The 17,002-nt window shown below is 74.2% G+C and carries 6 protein-coding genes; all 6 read right to left on the reverse strand.

Annotated features, from left to right (window positions below):
- Nucleotides 1-41: 41 nt before the first annotated feature.
- The gene (locus ACFV2S_RS10920; protein ID WP_385556307.1) at nucleotides 42-1,487 is read right to left on the reverse strand and encodes a cytochrome P450; all 1,446 of its coding nucleotides are present in this window, start codon (nucleotides 1,485-1,487) and stop codon (nucleotides 42-44) included.
- Nucleotides 1,488-1,564: 77 nt separating this feature from the next.
- On the reverse strand, nucleotides 1,565-2,659 hold the full coding sequence (locus ACFV2S_RS10925) for an alpha/beta fold hydrolase (protein ID WP_385556309.1): 1,095 nt from the start codon (nucleotides 2,657-2,659) through the stop codon (nucleotides 1,565-1,567).
- Between the two features lie 41 nt (nucleotides 2,660-2,700).
- Nucleotides 2,701-5,061 carry a thioester reductase domain-containing protein gene (locus ACFV2S_RS10930; RefSeq protein ID WP_385556311.1) on the reverse strand — a complete coding sequence of 787 codons (2,361 nt, stop codon included), beginning with the start codon at nucleotides 5,059-5,061 and terminating at the stop codon, nucleotides 2,701-2,703.
- A gap of 35 nt (nucleotides 5,062-5,096) precedes the next feature.
- Nucleotides 5,097-13,838: an HAD-IIIC family phosphatase gene (locus ACFV2S_RS10935; RefSeq protein WP_385556313.1), complete on the reverse strand. Its 8,742-nt coding sequence runs from the start codon at nucleotides 13,836-13,838 to the stop codon at nucleotides 5,097-5,099.
- Between the two features lie 166 nt (nucleotides 13,839-14,004).
- Nucleotides 14,005-15,765: a fatty acyl-AMP ligase gene (locus tag ACFV2S_RS10940; RefSeq protein WP_385556315.1), complete on the reverse strand. Its 1,761-nt coding sequence runs from the start codon at nucleotides 15,763-15,765 to the stop codon at nucleotides 14,005-14,007.
- 54 nt (nucleotides 15,766-15,819) lie between these two features.
- Entirely contained in the window at nucleotides 15,820-16,803 is a 984-nt protein-coding gene (locus ACFV2S_RS10945; protein ID WP_385556317.1) for an acyl-ACP desaturase, read from the reverse strand.
- Nucleotides 16,804-17,002: the final 199 nt, after the last annotated feature.

Here is a 17,002-nt window from a genome sequence, read left to right on the forward strand (position 1 = left end):
CCGCGGCCTGCCCCGTCGGGGGGAACGCCGTGCCGCGCGGATCAGCGCCGCGGCGCCGGAGGTGAGTCCACGCGGCGGATCCGGCAGCGCGCCGTGCCGGCGATGCGCAGGCTGATCCCGGCGGCGACCTCCAGATCGGTGTCCACGGCATCGAACTCGTAGACCCGCAGGAGCATCGCCAGCACCATCACCGACTCCAGCATCGAGAAGTGCTGCCCGATGCAGGCGCGCGGGCCCCCGCCGAAGGGGAAGTAGGCGTAGCGCGGGCGGGTCGCCTCCGCCTCCGGGGTGAACCGGTCGGGGTCGAAGCGCTCCGGGTCCGGCCAGTAGCGCGGGTGGCGGTGCGTGACCCACGGCGCCAGCATCACGTCGGCGCCCGCCGGGATCGTGTGGCCGTCGATCTCGCTCGCGGCGACCGCGCGGCGGCCGGTGACAGGGGCCGCGGGGTAGAGCCGCATGGCCTCCTTGAGCACCCGTGTGAGGTACGGGAGGCGGTCGAGGTCGGTGGCATCGGGCGTGCGGTCGCCCAGGGCGCCGTTGACCTCGTCGCGCGCCCGGGTCTGGATCTCGGGGTGGCAGGCCAGCAGGTGCAGGGCGAAGGCGAGCGAGGTCGCGGTCGACTCGTGCCCGGCGAGCAGGAAGATCAGCATCTGGTCGCGCAGTTCGGTGGCGTCGAGCTCCCCGTCCTCCGCGTTCGTGGCGGCGGCGAGCAGCGACAGCAGGTCCTCGCCCTGGGGAGCCGTGCCGCTGCGCCGTTCGGCGACGATCGCGTCGCACACGCGGTACAGCTCGTTCACCGCGGCGGCCGCCCGCCTGTTGCCCGGGGTGGGCCAGTCGCGGGGGATGGTCACGGGGGAGTAGCCGCGGCGCATCGTGTACTCGGTGATGACCGGGAAGCACCGGTCGACGACGTCGATGGTGGCCTCCACGTCGGTGCCGAAGAGGATCCGGGCGACCGCGCGCAGCGCGAGGCGCATCATCTCGTGGGAGAGCTCGACGGTCCCGTCGGGCGCCTGCTCCCAGGCGGCGAGGGTCACCTCGGTCTCGGCGACGACGGCGCCCGCGTACCCGTCCACCCGACGCTTGGTGAACAGCGGCTGCACCAGCCGCCGTTGGCGCAGGTAGTCCTCGTCCTGGCTGGTCAGCAGACCGTTGCCGAAGGAGTCCCGGATCTCCTGGTAGAAGTGGTTGTCCTTGCGGAAGTTGGCCGCCTCGGACCCCAGCACCTGGTGGGCGCCCTCCGCGGAGAACACGCAGTGCATCTCGGCGCGCAGCCCCGGCGGGCCCGCGGTGATCCGTACGACGTCGCCGTGCGCGTGCATCGCGCGCAGATAGGTGCCGAGCGAGTCCGATTTCAGGTCGAAGAGCGATCCGAGCAGGGGGACTCCCGCGTGCTGGGGAATCTCCTTGCCGCCGCCGCCGCCGCTGCTGCCGTCGCCGTCGCCGTCGTCGCCGCCGCCGGTCCGTATGCGCGCCGCTTGCGTCATGTCCGTCACTTCCGTTGCCTCCATCGCCGTGCCCTGCCCCTGGATCTCGTCCTCGCGGCCGACTCTCGCGGCCCGCGTCACAGCTGTTCGCCCATGAAGTCCAGGATGTGACCGAAGACGTCCAGCGCGGCGGCCCGGCCGATGAACGCGTCCGCGTGGCCGTAGCCCGGGATCTCGGTGTACCGGACGTCCAGTTGCGGCTGCCGGGCGCCGAGCACCTCGTGGCAGAGCTTCTGGGAGTCCATCCACGTCCTGTTCTCGCTGCCGGACATCAGGAGCACCGGGCAGTCGATCCGTCCGGCGTGGTCCAGGGCGTTCTCCGGGAGCGCCCTGTAGCGGTCGTCGCCGTGGTGCCAGCGCACGACGCTGCGCGCCAGGTCGATCCGCCGCAGATGCGGGACGATCCACGTGGGCGCGGGGCCGAACAGCTCCGCCAGCCGGTCGTGCGTGGTCTCGGACAGGTGGTCGTGCACGTACAGCGAAGCACCCATGCCCCAGGCGGAGTTGTGCAGGATCTGGCAGGTGGCGTCGGGGCAGTCCGCCTTCCAGGAGGCCAGGGCGAACAGCGGGGTGTACTTCGACCAGAGCCCGACCTTGCGGAAGTCCACCGGGATGTGGTCGACGCGGGACCGGAGCAGTTCGCCGCCCAGGGCCATCCGCAGCGACGTCGTGCCCGCGAACCTGGGCGTCAGGAAGGCGCCCTGCGCCACCACGCCGGCCAGCCCCGGTACCAGGCCCGCGGCCATGCTCATCGACAGCGTGATCGCACCCACGCAGTGCGCGACGACGAACAGCGGCCGGTCGCCGATCCGCCGCCGGATGTGTGCCACCGCCTCGGGGATGTCGTACAGGGAGACGTCGTCGTACGTGTACGCGCGGCCGGTGGCGTTGTACGGAAGGCGGCAGCTGCCCCGCCAGTCCAGCAGCCACGGTTCGTACCCCCCGTCCAGCAGCACCTCGACCAGGTTGCGGGTCTCGGGCTGGACGAACATGTCGGAGGAGGCCGTGTGGCCGTGCAGGAGCAGCACCGCCGGCCGGTCGTCGTGGCCACGGGAGACCCTGGTCAGGCCGATGCGCGTGCCGTCCCCGGCCCGCAGCGGGACCTCTTCGACGGTCGCCTCGTCGAGGCGGGCGTACAGCGGCCTCAGGGTCGTGGCCGATCGCTGCGTCATCGCTCGCTGGGTGGCCGCTCGCCGGCTCGTCGCTCGCAGGATCATCGGTCGCGCTCCGTCGGTGTCGGTGTCGGTGTCGGGCGCAGGTCGAGAAGGTCCGCGCCGGCCCGGGCGAAGGGACCCAGCAGGCCACGGCCCACCTCCATGCCGAACCAGGCGAGCCAGGTCAGCTTGGCGGCCCGCTTCTCCTGACCGGACAGCCGTGGATCGACCCGGATGCCGTCGACCTGTTCGCGTACGTAGCTGTCGCCGGGCACGACGACCTGTCCCTCCAGGCTCGCCGGCTCGCCCTCGCGGCCGAGCGCGACGGTCAGGGTGCGCGTCTGACGCCACAGGTCCCGCCGCGCGCGGGCGAACTTCCGGCCCTCCAGCCACCACACCCGGCCGTCGCGGTCGCGCAGCCGCAGCCGGTAGCGCAGCAGCGTGTGGCGCAGACCGTGCTCCTCCGGGATCCCTCCCTGCGGGCGGACCCACAGGTCGCCCTGCTCGACCACGAGGGGTTCGGGGTGCAGCAGGGCGCAGGAGAGCTCCCCGCGGATGTCGATCCGGCGCTCCCGCTGCAGCTGGTACATGCTCGCGATCGACAGGGTCAGCTTCAGCGTGCACGCGGTGCCGGCGGGTTCGCCGACGGGTCCCAGGGTCCCCTCCATCGTCTCCGGGAACCACAGGTACGGCGGATCGTCCCGCTCGGGGAGGCGGCCGAGCCCGTCCCGCGCCAGCTTCTCGAAGGTCTTCAGCTGCGCCTGTGCGTCGTAGCGGGCCGCGGGCGGCAGGTTCCGCGCGGAGACGAACGCGTCCGTCCGCTCACTGGTGCACGCCGGTGCCCGCAGCGTCGCCTCGCACAGTTTCACGGCCGTGGGGCTCTCCAGCACCCGTGCCAGGAAGTCCAGTTCGGGGACGGGATCGGCCTTCAGCCGTGCCACGGTGCCGGCCCGCCACTCCTCCCAGTCCTGCACGCGGACGCCCATCCCGCCGAGCGACATCTCGCGCACGAGGTCCGGCAGCGTGTTGGGCCGGCCCGTCAGGTGGTAGTTGTAGCCCCAGGCCCCGGGCTCCAGGACCACGCCCACCGCCACCCGGCTCACCCAGTCCACCGGGGCGCTGTTGAGGGAGCGGAACGCCGGCACCCTGCGGAAGCGGGCGATCGCCGAGGTCAGACCGCTGCTGAGGTCCTGGGGGTTGTAGGCACCCGTCCTGGTGTGCCCGGTGATGCCGCCGGGGCGCAGCATCGTGACGACCAGTCCGTGGTCACGGGCCCGCCGGAGCAGGGCCTCCGCGGCCCACTTCGACTTGTCGTACCCCGCGACCAGCCGGTCGATGTGCGCGACCGGGTCGTCCTCGCCCATGGAGGCGATGCCGACCTCGTTGAAGACGGCGACCGAGGAGACGTGGTGCAGCGGCTTCGGCCGTCCGGTCGCCGCGAGCTCCGCCAGCGTCAGCGGGCCCATCACGTTGCTCTGCCGCAGCGACGGGTAGCCGCGCAGGAAGTCCACCGCCGCGGCCACACCGACGACGGAGTCCACCTCCCGCGTCAGCGCCTCCCAGCGTTCGTCCGGGAGCCCCAGCCGCGGCTGCCGGATGTCGCCGGTGAGGACCGTGACCCGCCGTCGTATCTCGGAGGACCAGGGCAGGGCGTACGAGGACAGGGCGGCGCCCAGCCGCTTCGTCCCCTCCTCCTCGTCCGCCGCGCGCACCAGGCACACGACGTGCGCGTCGCTGTGCCGCAGCAGATCGAGCAGCATGTGACCGCCGAGGAAGCCGGTCGCACCGGTCAGCAGGATCCTGCGCGGTACGACCGGCTCCGGCGGGCCGGCCCACGGCAGGGCGTCGGCGCGGGCGAGGTCGGCCAGGATCAGATCGAGGTCCTCCTCGGCGGCGCCCGCCGGCACGGCTCGGGCGGTCGGCGCGGGGCCGGCCGGCACGCCCGCGGCGAGGCCGCCCGACATGCCCGGCGCAGGACCGGCCGACCCGTCCGGCACCGGCCGGGTCCCGTCGGCCGAGAGCCAGCCTTCGGCGATGCGGCGGGGCCTGGCATCGGCGAACACGTCGTCGAGGCCGACCTCCACACCGAGGTCGCGGGCCAGCGCGGCGACGAGTTCCACCGCGTTGACCGAGGTTCCTCCGGCGTCGAAGAAGTCGGTCTCGGGTCCCATGGCGCCGTCCGGCAGGAACCGGGCGGCCGCGGCGGAGATGGCCGCGGCCAGCCGCTCCACGTCCCCGGCCGGGCCGAGGCCCGCCTCGTGAACGCCCGCCGTCCCGGGCGGAGCCGTGGCCGTCGGCCGGACCAGGGCCAGCAGATCGGCCACGCTGAGCGGCCCGCCGCCCCGCTCGATCGACACCCCCGCCAGGTGCTGCCCGTCGCCGGGGCCGCTCACCGGCCCGTCCGCGTTCACGTCACTCATGGGGACCCTCTCACCGTGTGCTCTTCCCTTCGCCATCAGTGCCGCCAGGACCGGAACGCCCGCAGGTGCTCCGGGGTCGTCACGAGTTCCAGCCGCTCGTCGTCCGGACCGCCGCCGCCGAGCGCGGCCACCAGGCGCCGGGCCGGCGCGTTGCGCGGCGTGTGCTCCGCGGTGATCCGCACCGCCGCGCAGTCGAGCGCGTCCGCGCGGTCGGCCAGCCACTGGAGCAGCCGTTCCTCGACCCCGCGGCCGAGCGCACGGCAGCTGAGCGCCCAGCCCAGGACGTCCAGCCGGTCGCCGTCCCGACGGACCGCGAGCAGTCCGACCTGCCCGTAGTCGCCGAACCGGTCGCGGGCCGAGGCCGTCCAGACCTCGCCCCGCTGCCGCCACCGCTCCAGGTCGCGGCCGTCGGCCGACCGTGCGCGAAGGGTGAACTGGTTCGTGCGCCGGATGAGTTGGGCGGAGCGCTGGACGTCGGCCCCGGACACGGGCCGGATGTCGACCTCGAGCTTCAGCCCGTCGAGGAACTCCTCGAAGCCGACCTGCTCCCGTACGGCCTCCCGCACCCGTTCCTGCCGGTAGAACTCCGAACGCAGGGTGTCCTCGGCCGTCGCCGGGAGGGGGACCAGCGGCCACAGCCGTGACACGAAGGACTCCAGTTCCCCGACGGCCGGGCAGGTCACGGACAGCACCTCGGGCAGCGCGGCCCGCATGGAGGCGATCTCGACCGGGTTGTCGTCCAGGTACAGGAAGCTGTCCGGTCCGAGGCCGAGCGTCCGCGCCGCCTCCTCCAGCCGCTCGGCCTTGCGGCCCCACGCGGCGGAGACCACGCTGAAGTGCTCCGGCCGCAGGACGCTGTCGGGGCGTTCCAGGACGGCCCGCACGGTGGCCTCGTCGTTGTTGCTGACCAGGACCAGCAGGGTGCCGGCGGCCCGCCACTGCAGGAGGCGCCGTGCGAGCAGCGCGCGGGCACCGCCGAGGTCGACACCGTCGGGACCGCTCTCGCCCGCCACACCGCTCCAGAGGGTCTCGTCACCGTCGACGGCGATCACCTTCGGCGGGACCCGCAGGACCGTCCGGGCGACCTCGGCCAGGGTGAGGGCCACGGCCGCCTGGAACTGCGGGGTGTACGGCAGGTGGGCGAGCTCCTCGGTCCTGTCGTCGAAGGGATCGTCGACGGCATGGTGACGGGTCCAGTCGTCGGGGCCCAGGAGCGCGATGCCGGGCAGTTCCGACAGCTCTGCCGCGACGTCCCTCTCCCACCGTTCCAGCCGGTCGTCGCGGCGGGCGGACGGCACGAACCCGACGACCAGCGGCACCCGTGTCCGCTCGGACAGCGCCCGCAGGGCCGCCGGGTACTCGGTACGGAGACCGGCGAGCAGCTCGTCGGTGACCGGGCCGAACCGTTCCAGGTCGGTGGCCCTCAGGAGCACGGCACCGACGGCCGTCGAGGGCTGGGCGAAGACTCCGGAGGGATCCCGGAGGCCGGCCAGGACATGGTGGTACGGGGCCGTCACGACCGTCGTTCCGGAGCTCTCCGGCTGGTGTGACAGGCCGTCGCCCAGGGCCGCCTCACACATCAGGGGGAGATCCCCCAGGGCGAAGGTGGCCGCGAGGGCGAGCGAGGCGTTCGACGGCGGCTCCGGGACCGGCGCCGTGGCCGACGACGGTTCCGGTTCCGGTGTCGGGTGCGGTGCTTGTACCGGTTCCGGTTCCGGTTCAGGTTCAGGGCCCGGTTCCGGTTCCGGTATCGGTTCCGGTATCGGTGTCGGGGATGCCTGGGACGCGATCCGGGCCGGGGCGGACGGATCGTCCGCCGCCTCCGCGAGGAGACGCAGGTACTCCTCCCCGATCCCGGCGGCAGCCGCCCCGTCCATGATGTCCAGGTTGTGGTCCAGCCGCAGCCGGCCGATGCCCGGCGTCAGGGTGACCATCAGATCGATGTCGGAGTACCCGGTCCCGGACGGCAGGAACTCCATCGCGACGGGCCCGGCCTTCGCGGGCCGCATGTAGTTGAAGTAGACCTCGACCAGGGGGGCGTTCTCCCGGTACAGCCCCTGGGCGGCCAGCGCGGCCAGGGTGTCGGAGAACATGGCGCCCTGGGCCAGCACCTGCTCGAAGTGGCCGTCGGTGCGGCGCAGCACCTCGTCGATCCGCTCGCCCGGCACGGCCCGGGCCGGGAACGGCACCGGCACACCGAAGAAGCCGACCGCGTCGAACGCGCCGACGTGCATCCGGGTGTCCACCGGGACGGCGAGCACGAACCGGTCGCGCTCCCGCAGCCGGGCGAGGAGCACCGTCAGGACGCCCAGGCAGAAGGCCGCCGGAGTGATGGCCAGCCGGCCGGCGCGGGAGGCCACCCGGTCCATGAGCCCCTCGGGGAGCTCCAGCGCCACGCTGCCCGCCCGGAACGACCGTGTCCCGGGGCGGGGATGCGTGAGCGTCAGGTCGAGGCGCCGGCTGCCGTCGAACTCCGCCCGCCAGGCGGCCACCGCGCCGTCCGCGCCACCGACGGGCCGCGTCGCCGTCTGGGCCTGGAGCAGGAGGTCGATGTCACGGTCGGAGACGGTTCCGTCGAGCGGCGTGCCGGACAGCTCGGTGTCGATCTCGGCGGCCACCAGCAGCAGCGACTGGAGGTCGCTGACGCCGTGATGGGCGCCGAAGAGCAGGGTGCTGCCCCGGGCACCGCGGTCGAGCAGCTCGAAACGCCACAACGGTGCGGCGGCGAGATCGAACGGCGGCTCCAGCAGCTCCCGGAGCCGCTGGTCGACGTCGACCTCCGCACCCTCGCCGAGGTCCGACCACCGGAGCAGGGGCACGGCCGGGTCCTGTTCCACCCGCAGCCGCCGTTCCCGTCCGGCGTCCGTGAGGATCGCCGTACGCAGTGCCGCGTGCCGTCCGGCCAGCCGGGCGAGGATGTCCGTGAGCCGGCGCCGCGTGGTGGGCACGGTGAGCCGTACCGCGAGTCCGACGGCATGCGCCGCGCTCGGGACGCCCGGCCGCGCGCTGCGCAGCAGACGTACCACGTCCCGGGTCGCCGGACGCAGCGCGTACGCGGGCGCCCCGAAGCCGGAGCCGGAGTCCGGCGTCGGCACCGGCTCCGGTGCCGGTTCGCGCGGGCCGGGCTCCGCGACGCCGGCCCGCGCGACCAGCGCGTCGCGCAGCTCGCCCGCGAGGCCGCGCAGGTCCGCCGCCGAGAACACCGCCGACGCCGCGAGTTCGACGCCGAGCTCGCGGACGAAGGCGTTGCGCAGCCTGACGAGCATCAGGGAGTCGAACCCGAGCTGCTTCAGCGACGTGGCCGGGGTGAGGCCCGTGACGGTGCCGCCGGCCACCTCCTCCACCGTCGTCCGTACGTACGTCTCGAGCAGGTCGGTCTGCTCCCGCGCCGTCGGCAGGGCGAGCGCCCGGGCGACGAGTTCGGCGGAGCCCGGGGCGCCGGCCGGGGCGGGGACGAGATCGCGCAGGAGCGGACGCGACCGTGCGTCCGCGTCGAGGGCGAGCGCCCGCCAGTCCAACGAGAGCGGCGCGAGCTGACGGCGTGCCGTGGACAGCACCCGCTCGAACAGCTCGCCGCCCTCCTCCGGCGCGAAGCCGAGGAGGCCCGACCGCGCCGTGCCGCCGATCCGCGCGTCCGACCCGCTGACCATGCCGACCTCCGCCCAGGCACCCCAGTCGAGGCTGAGGGCCCGCCGCCCGGAGAGGGAGAGGTGGTGCGCCCAGGCGTCCATGAAGGCGTTCGCCGCACCGTACGGACTCTGCCCGGCCGAGCCCAGCAGGCCCGCGGCCGAGGAGAAGAGGACCAGGGACTCCGCCTCCGGCACCAGCTCCGTGAGCAGCGCCGTGCCGAGCACCTTGGGCGCCAGGACGCCGAGGATCCGCTCGGGCGTGAGGTTCGGGAGGGTCGCGTCGTCGAGGACGCCCGCGGCGTGGACGACGCCGCTGATCGGGGAGGCCTCTCGGCGCAGCAGGTCCAGCGCCGCCGTCAGGCCCTCCCGGTCGGCGACATCGGCCCGGGCGAGGTGCACGGTGACACCGCGTTCCCGCAGCCCGGCGATCCACCGCTCCGCGTCCGCGGAAGGCACGCCGCGGGTCATCAGGGCCAGCCGGCGCGCCCCTTGCCGCACCAGCCGGTCGGCGGCGACCCGGCCGAGGCCGCCGAGACCACCGGTGATCAGGTACGTGCCGTCGGGGCGGATCCCCGCGTCGCCGAGCCGGTCCGGGCGGGTGGGCGCGAGCCGAGGCACGAGCCGGCCCGTGCCGCGCAGGGCGAGCAGCCGTTCGTCGTCCGCGTGCCGCAGCTGGTTCCAGAGCGCGTCCGTCCCGCCGTCGGCCGGCAGGTCGACCAGGGTGGTGCGCAGCTCCGGATGCTCCAGCGCCACCGCGTTGCCGAAGCCCCACCCGAGCGCCTGCTGGGGGAGCGTCACCTCCGTACTGTCCCCGGCGGGCTGACTGCCTCGGCTGACGAGGAAGAGCCGCGGGGCCGGACCGCGCGGGCGATCGGTGAGCGCCCGCACCAGGTGCATGGTGCTCACGCAGCACAGCCGGGCGGCTTCCTCCGCCGTCTCGGCCGAGTCGATCGCCGGAGCGTCCAGGCCGAACAGCTGGATCACCCGCTCGGGCGGCTCCGCGGTGAACGCCTCGTCGAGCAGGCGCTCCAGGTGCCGTGGATCCTGTGGATCGATCACATAGTGGCCGGGCTCCTCGGCGGCGAACGTGTCTCCCCGCCGGGCGACGACGTACGGCGCCGAACCGAGGCGGCGACCCAGGTCGGCTCCCACGCCCGAATCGTCGGCCAGGATCAGCCAGGTGCCACGGGCCGGCGGGTCCCCGGCCGGTGGCCGGGGCTGCCACCGGACCTCGAAGAGCGCCGCGTCCAGCCGGGACGGGGCGGCCAGTTCGAGCCCCTCGATCTCGAGGACCAGCCGCTCCTCCTCGTCCAGGAGGCGCAGGTCCAGGGTGGCGGTGTCCCCGTCCAGGTCCCGCAGGGCGCAGGCGGCCCAGACCGGGGCGGTGCGCAGTCCGGTGAACCGCAGGCGGCCGATCCCCGCGGGGACGAACGCCCTGCCGTCGGGGGCGTCGCCCGGAAGCGCGGCCGTGTGGAAGGCGGAGTCCAGGACGGCGGGGTGCACCAGATGTCCGGGGCCGGGCCCCAGCGCCAGCCTGCCCAGTGCTTCGGACCGCCCGCGCAGGCCCTCCGTCAGGCCGCGGAAGGACGGCCCGTAGTCGATGCCCGCCGCGGTCAGCGCGGCGTAGACCTCGGCCACGTCGACCTGCTCGGTGCAGCGCTCCCGCAGTGCGGCCGGCGTCGGGCCCGGGGCGTCCGCGGATGCGGTGGTCCCGGGTCCGGCGGCGACGAGGTCCCCGCTCACGTGCCGCACCCACGGTGTCCGCCGGTCGCCGCCGCCGGACGTCCTGGACGCGATGGTGAAGCGCCCGGCCCCGCCGTCCTCACCCGTCTTCAGCACCAGCTGGAGCTGGACCGGGGTGTCGGTGTCCAACGGGAGCGGCTGCTCGAAACGGACCCCGCTCAGCCCGACGTCCCCGGCTCGCCCGAGCGCGGAGACCGCTTCGAGGGCCATCTCCAGGAACGCGGCGGCGGGCATCCAGACCTCCCCGGAGACGCGGTGGTCGAGCAGGTAGGCGAACCGGCCGTCGCGGAGGTCGACGTCGGTCTGGAAGACGTGCCGGTCCGGCTCGTCACTGGACTCGACGTGCGTGTCGACGAGCGGTGCCGCGCCGCGCCCGGCCGGGCGCGGGGGAGCGGGGGGCAGCCAGTGCCGTTCCCGGGAGAAGGGGTAGGTGGGCAGCTCGATCGGGGTGCCCGCGGGGAACAGCGCGGGCCAGCGGGGGGTGTGGCCCGCGGCGTACAGCTCCCCCAGCCGGCTCGGTACGGCGTCGTCGCCGCCCTCGTCGCGGCGCAGCGAGCCGACGGCCGCGACGTCGATCCCGGCGTCCGCGGCGAGGGACTCGATCGACGGGAGCAGCGACGGGTGCGGGCTGAGCTCCACGAAGTACCGGACGCCGTCGTCCAGCATCCGCCGCACCGTGTCGGCGAAGCGCACGGGTTCGCGCAGGTTGCGGTACCAGTAGTCGGCCTCCAGAGACTCCTCGTGGACCGGTTCGCCGGACACCGTCGAGTACCACGCGACGGACGTCGGACTCGTGGCGATGCCGTCCAGCTCGGCCAGGATCGCCTCGCGTACGGGCTCGACCCGCGCGCTGTGCGAGGCGTAGTCGACCGGGATCCGGCGGGCGAACACCTGGTCCCGCTCCAGGCCGGCGAGGAAGGACTCCAGCGGCTCCGTGTCACCGGCCACCACCGTCGACATGCCGCTGTTGACCGCGGCGACGGACAGCCCGCCGCCCAGCTCCGCGAGCCTCGCCTCGACCTCTTCGGGCGGAAGCGCGGCCACGGCCATCCCACCGGTCCCGGCGACCGCCTTCAGGGCCCGCGCGCGCAGCGCGACCACGGCGGCGGCGTCGTTCAGACCGAGCGCGCCGGCGACGCAGGCGGCGGCGACCTCGCCCTGGCTGTGGCCCACGACCGCGTCGGGCGTCACGCCGTGGGCGCGCCACACCGCCGCGAGGGCCACCATGACGGCGAAGAGCACGGGCTGCACGACATCGACGCGGTCCAGTGAGGGCGCGCCCGCGTCGCCGCGCAGCACGGCCTGCACCGACCATCCGGTGTGCGGGCGCAGCGCCGCGTCGCAGCGGTCGATCTCGTCGGCGAACAGCGGCGACCGGGCGAGCAGTTCGCGGCCCATCCCGGCCCACTGCGATCCCTGCCCGGGAAGTACGAAGGCCAGCCTGCCCGAGGGGATCACCGGCCGGGGCCCCACGACGCGCCCGTCCGTGTCCTGTCCGGAGGCCAGGCCGCGCAGCCCGGCCAGCAGTTCCTCGTGGTGCCCCGCCACCACGGCGGCGCGGTGCTCGAAGTGCGTACGGTGGCGGGCCAGGGTCCGGGCGACGGCCGGCAGCGGCCGCCGCGGACCGTCCGACAGGGCGTCCAGCAGCCGGTGGGCCTGCTCGCGCAGGGCGGGAAGGGTGCGGGCCGACAGCGGGAACAGCGTCACGGGCCGCCGACCGGACTCCTGGTCCGACCGCTCCGGGGCGTCCTGCCCGGCGGGGGAGGCCGCCGGGTCGTCCGGCGCCTCCTCCAGGATCACGTGCGCGTTGGTGCCGCTGATGCCGAAGGCGCTCACGCCCGCGCGGCGCACCCGGTCGCCGCGCGGCCAGGCCCGCTGCCGGCCGCACACGTCGAGGCCGGCGCCGGCCCAGTCGACGTGCCGTGTCGGGGTCTCGGCGTGCAGCGAGGCCGGAAGCAGCTCGTGCTGCAGGGACAGCACCGTCTTGATGACGCCTCCGATACCGGCCGCGGCCTGCGCGTGGCCGATGTTCGACTTGAGCGAGCCCACGGCGAGGGGCCGGTCCGCCGGGCGGTGCGGCCCGAAGACGTGGGCCAGCGCGCGGCCTTCGATGGGATCCCCGAGCGTCGTGCCGGTGCCGTGCGCCTCCACGTAGTCCAGCTCGTCCGGCCGAAGACGGGCGGCGGCCAGCGCGGAGCGCAGGACCCGTTCCTGCGCCGGGCCGCTCGGGGCGGTCAGTCCCTGGCTGCGGCCGTCCTGGTTGACGGCGGAGCCCTTGACGACCGCGAGGACCCGGTGGCCGTCCCGCCGGGCGTCACGGAGCCGCTTCAGCACCACCAGGCCGCAGCCCTCGGCCCACACCACGCCGTCCGCGTCGTCGGCGAAGGGCCGGCACCGCCCGGACGGCGACAGGCCACGGAGTCTGCTGAACTCGACGTGGCCGCGCGGGCTGACCATCACCGTCGCGCCGCCGGCCAGGGCGAGATCGCACTCGCCGTTCCGCAGCGCCGCCGCGGCCAGGTGAAGGGCGACGAGCGAGGAGGAGCAGGCGGTGTCGATGGTCACGGCCGGCCCCTCCAGGCCCAGCGTGTAGGCGAGCCGGCCGGAGGCCACGCTCGCCGCCGAACCCGTGGCGACGTGCCCGTCCAGCAGCTCCAGGCGGGCCGCGTCCGCGTAGCCGCTCTCGTACAGGCCGACGTAGACGCCGGTGGCGCTGCCGTTCAGCTCCTCGGGCACGATGCCGGCCCGCTCAAGGGCCTCCCAGCAGGTCCGCAGCAGCAGCCGCTGCTGCGGATCCATCGCGGCGGCCTCCCGGGCCGAGATCCCGAAGAACGCGGCGTCGAAGCGGTCGATGCCGGTGAGGTATCCGCCGCGCAGCGTGTACGCCTTGCCGACGGCCTCCGGATCGGGGTCGAGGAGCTCCTCGGTGTCCCAGCGGCCCTCGGGGACCTCGGAGACGGCGTCCTCGCCTCCGGCGAGCAGCCGCCACAGTGCGTCCGGATCGTCCGCCCCGCCGGGGAAGTGGCAGGCCATCGAGATGATCGCGACCTCGTCCGGGTCGGCGCCCGCTGTGCTGCCGGTCCCGCTCCGCTGCCGTGCCGCCTGCCCCGGTCCTCGCCCGGCCGGGCCGGAGGGAGGGACGGCGGGGGCGCCGGAGGACAGGGCCCGGGCGATCGCCGCGATGGTGGGGTGGTCGTAGGCGAGGGTCGGATCCACCGGCCGGCCGAGCCGGTCGGAGAGGTTCGCGGCCAGTGCCACCAACTGGACCGAGCCCAGCCCGAACTCGGTGATCGGCCGGTCCACCCCGATCTCGTCCGGGTCCAGTCCGGCGCTGCCGGAGACGGCTCCGACGAGCCACTCCCGCAGCGCTTCGGCGGAGATCGCGCCGGACTTCTTCGTAGACATGTCGGAAAACCGTTTCCTCGGGCTCGTCGACTGGCTTCTTCGCGCACGGGAGGCGCCCCGGGGCCGCGTTGCCGAAAGGCCCGTGCGGCTCCGCCGCGAGGGCGGCCCGGCGCCTTGCGCGCGCACGCACCGGACGTCGCTGCTCCTGCCCTCCGGGCGGGCGGCGCTACGGTGACGACACGACCTGGCGCGCGGCGTGGCCGGTGGCGAGGCCGGACCGGTCGACGACGGAGAGGGTGCCCTCCAGGTACGCCGTCCGGGAGGCCTTGCGCTGGACCTTCCCGCTGGAGGTCTTGGCGAGGGTGCCGCGATCGATCAGGACGACGTCCCGCAGCGACAGGCCGTGGGCCTCACCGACGGCGCTGCGGATCGCGGCCCGGATCCCGGCGGACTCGTGCGCGGCCTCCGGCGCCACCTCGGCGACGAGGACCGGCTGCTCGCCCGCCGCGTCGTCGACCGAGAACGCCGCGACGCAGCCCGGCCGGACCCCGGGATGGGCCGTCTCGGCCGTCAGTTCGAGATCCTGCGGGTAGTGGTTGCGCCCCCCGATGACCAGCAGGTCCTTGAGCCGGCCGGTGACGAACACCTCGCCGTCCCGCATGAACCCCAGGTCGCCGGTGCGCAGGAATCCGCCCCTGCCGTCCTCCAGGGACGCCTGGAACACCTCCCGGGTGGCCCGGACGTTGCGCCAGTAGCCGTCGGTGACGCTCTCCCCGGCGACCCAGATCTCACCGACCTCGCCCTCGGGACGCTCGACGCGCCGCTCGGGGTCGGCGACGACCACCGTGATGCCGATCCCCGGGCGGCCGGAACTCACCAGTCGGCCGTCCTCCACCGTCCCGGACAGGGACGCGACGTCGGATCTGTCGACCAGCGTCGGCGCCCGGTCCACGGAGCTTCCCGTCACCATCAGCGTCGCCTCGGCGAGCCCGTAGCACGGGAAGTGCGACTCCCGCCTGAAGCCGGCCGTCGCGAACGTGTCGGCGAAGCGCCGCATCGTGCCGGCCCGCACCGGCTCGGCGCCGTTGAGCGCGACCCGCCACCGGCTCAGGTCGAGGCCGTCCAGCAGCTCGGGCGAGGCGTGGCGCAGACACAGCTCGTAGGCGAAGTTGGGTCCTCCGCTGGTGTGCGGACGGTAGTGCGAGATCGCCTTCAGCCAGCGCGAGGGCTCCTGCAGGAAGTGCGGCGGGGAGAACAGCGTGGCCGTCCCGCCCACGTAGAGGTTGTTCAGGACGGGGGCGATGAGTCCCAGGTCGTGGTAGAGCGGGAGCCAGCTGACGTAGAGCTCCCCGCCCCACTCCTCCAGCGCCTCGGGGGTGTGTCCCATCCGCTCGGTCAGGGCCACCTGGTTGTGCATCAGGTTGTGGTGCGTCACCATCACCCCGCGCGGGGCGGAGGTGGAGCCGGACGTGTACTGGAGGAAGGCCACCGCGTCCGGCGCGATGGCGGGTTCGCGCCAGGAGTCGCCCGCCTCGTCGGGGATCTCCTCCGTGGCGACGCACACCAGGGTGGAGAGCTCGGGGAAGTGGCCGGACGCGGAGTCCAGCGCCGAGAGGACCTGGCGGGTCGCCAGGATCACCTTGACGTCCGCGTCGGCGATCATCCTCCTCATCCGGGACAGCGTCCGGAGGTTCTGCACCCGGCCCTGCGGCGGCACGCTGGGCACGGCGACGACCCCGGCCGACAGGCACCCCATGTACCCGGAGACGAACTCGACACCGGGCGGGTAGAGCAGCAGGGCGCGGGTTCCGGCGAGCCCCCGTTCCTGGAGGACGGCGCCGATGGCCCGGGCGCGCCGGCCCAGCCGCGCGTACGTCAGCTCCTCGACGTCCCCGTCGCAGTCGCCCGTGGCCATGAACCGGTAGGCGGTCCTGTCGGGCCGGGCCGAAGCGTGGGAGGACAGGACGTCGACCAAGGACCGAGCCATGCGACAGTACCCACCGATCTGATGAAGTGAACGAGTGCGTGACGGACGTCGTGGTCAGGCGGTCGTGGCCGCGAGCGCTTCCGCCCGCTTGGCGCGGGACGCCCGGATGCCCTCACGGCGGTCGGTGAAGGACGTCGCCTGTGCGTCCAGCCGTGCGACGAACGAGGCGAGTTCGCTCCGCGCCTGCTCCCCGGTGGGGCCGAAGCCCTCCCGCTCGAAGACGCGCAGCTTGCGCAGGATCGGCATGACCACGCTGTCGTGGTGCAGCCGCAGGTCGTAGATGCCCGCGATGGCGATCTCCGCGGACTTGCGCCCGAAGTCCTTGATGGTCGAGCCGGGCATCTCGAAGCCGGTCACGACGTCCCGTACGGCCTCCATCGTGACGTCGGGCGCCAGCTCGAACGAGGCCTCGACCAGGTTCCGGTAGAAGACCATGTGGAGGTTCTCGTCCGCCGCGATGCGTGCGAGGAGCGCGTCGCACACCGGGTCGGCACTCGCGTGGCCGGTGTTGCGGTGCGAGATGCGGGTGGCGAGCTCCTGGAAGGCCGCGTAGGCGATCGCGTGCAGCGCGCTGAATCCGTCCGGGCGCTCGTACCCGGTCGACATGTGCACCATCCGGGCGCGCTCCAGGGCGCGGGGGTCGACGGCCCGCGTGACCAGGAGGTAGTCGCGCAGGGCGATCCCGTGCCGGGCCTCCTCGGCCGTCCAGCGGTTGACCCAGTTGCCCCAGGCCCCGTCCTTGCCGAACTGCGCGACCGCGAAGTGGTAGCCGGGAAGGTTGTCCTCGGTCAGCAGGTTCACCACGAGCGAGGTGCGGGCGACGTCCGGCAGGGTCGCCTCGTCGGGCGTCCACGCCTCACCGCCGAGCGGCCCCTCGAAGTCCCTGCCCTCGCCCCACGGGATGTACTCGTGGGGGAACCACTCCTTGGTGACGTCCAGGTGGCGGTGGAGGTTGTCCTCGACCACCGGCTGGAGCTCGGCGAGCAGGGAGTACTCCGCGCGCGCGGCCGTTCGGTCGGACCGGTCGATCGGTGCCATGTCATGCCACTCTTCGTGTTGATCGGGATGGTGGAGTCGTGTGTCCGGTGGGGAGGCGGCTCCCGGCAGGCGGCGCCTCCCCGGGAGTTCAGGACTTCCGGGCCCGGGCCCCGATCGCCGGGGCGGCCCCCCCCGCCCCCCCCGATCCCATGGCGCACCCCCCGAACAACAGGAGGGAGCCCAGGGAGGAGAGGAAGCA

The organism is Streptomyces sp. NPDC059695, assembly GCF_042733785.1.
GTDB lineage: Bacteria > Actinomycetota > Actinomycetes > Streptomycetales > Streptomycetaceae > Streptomyces.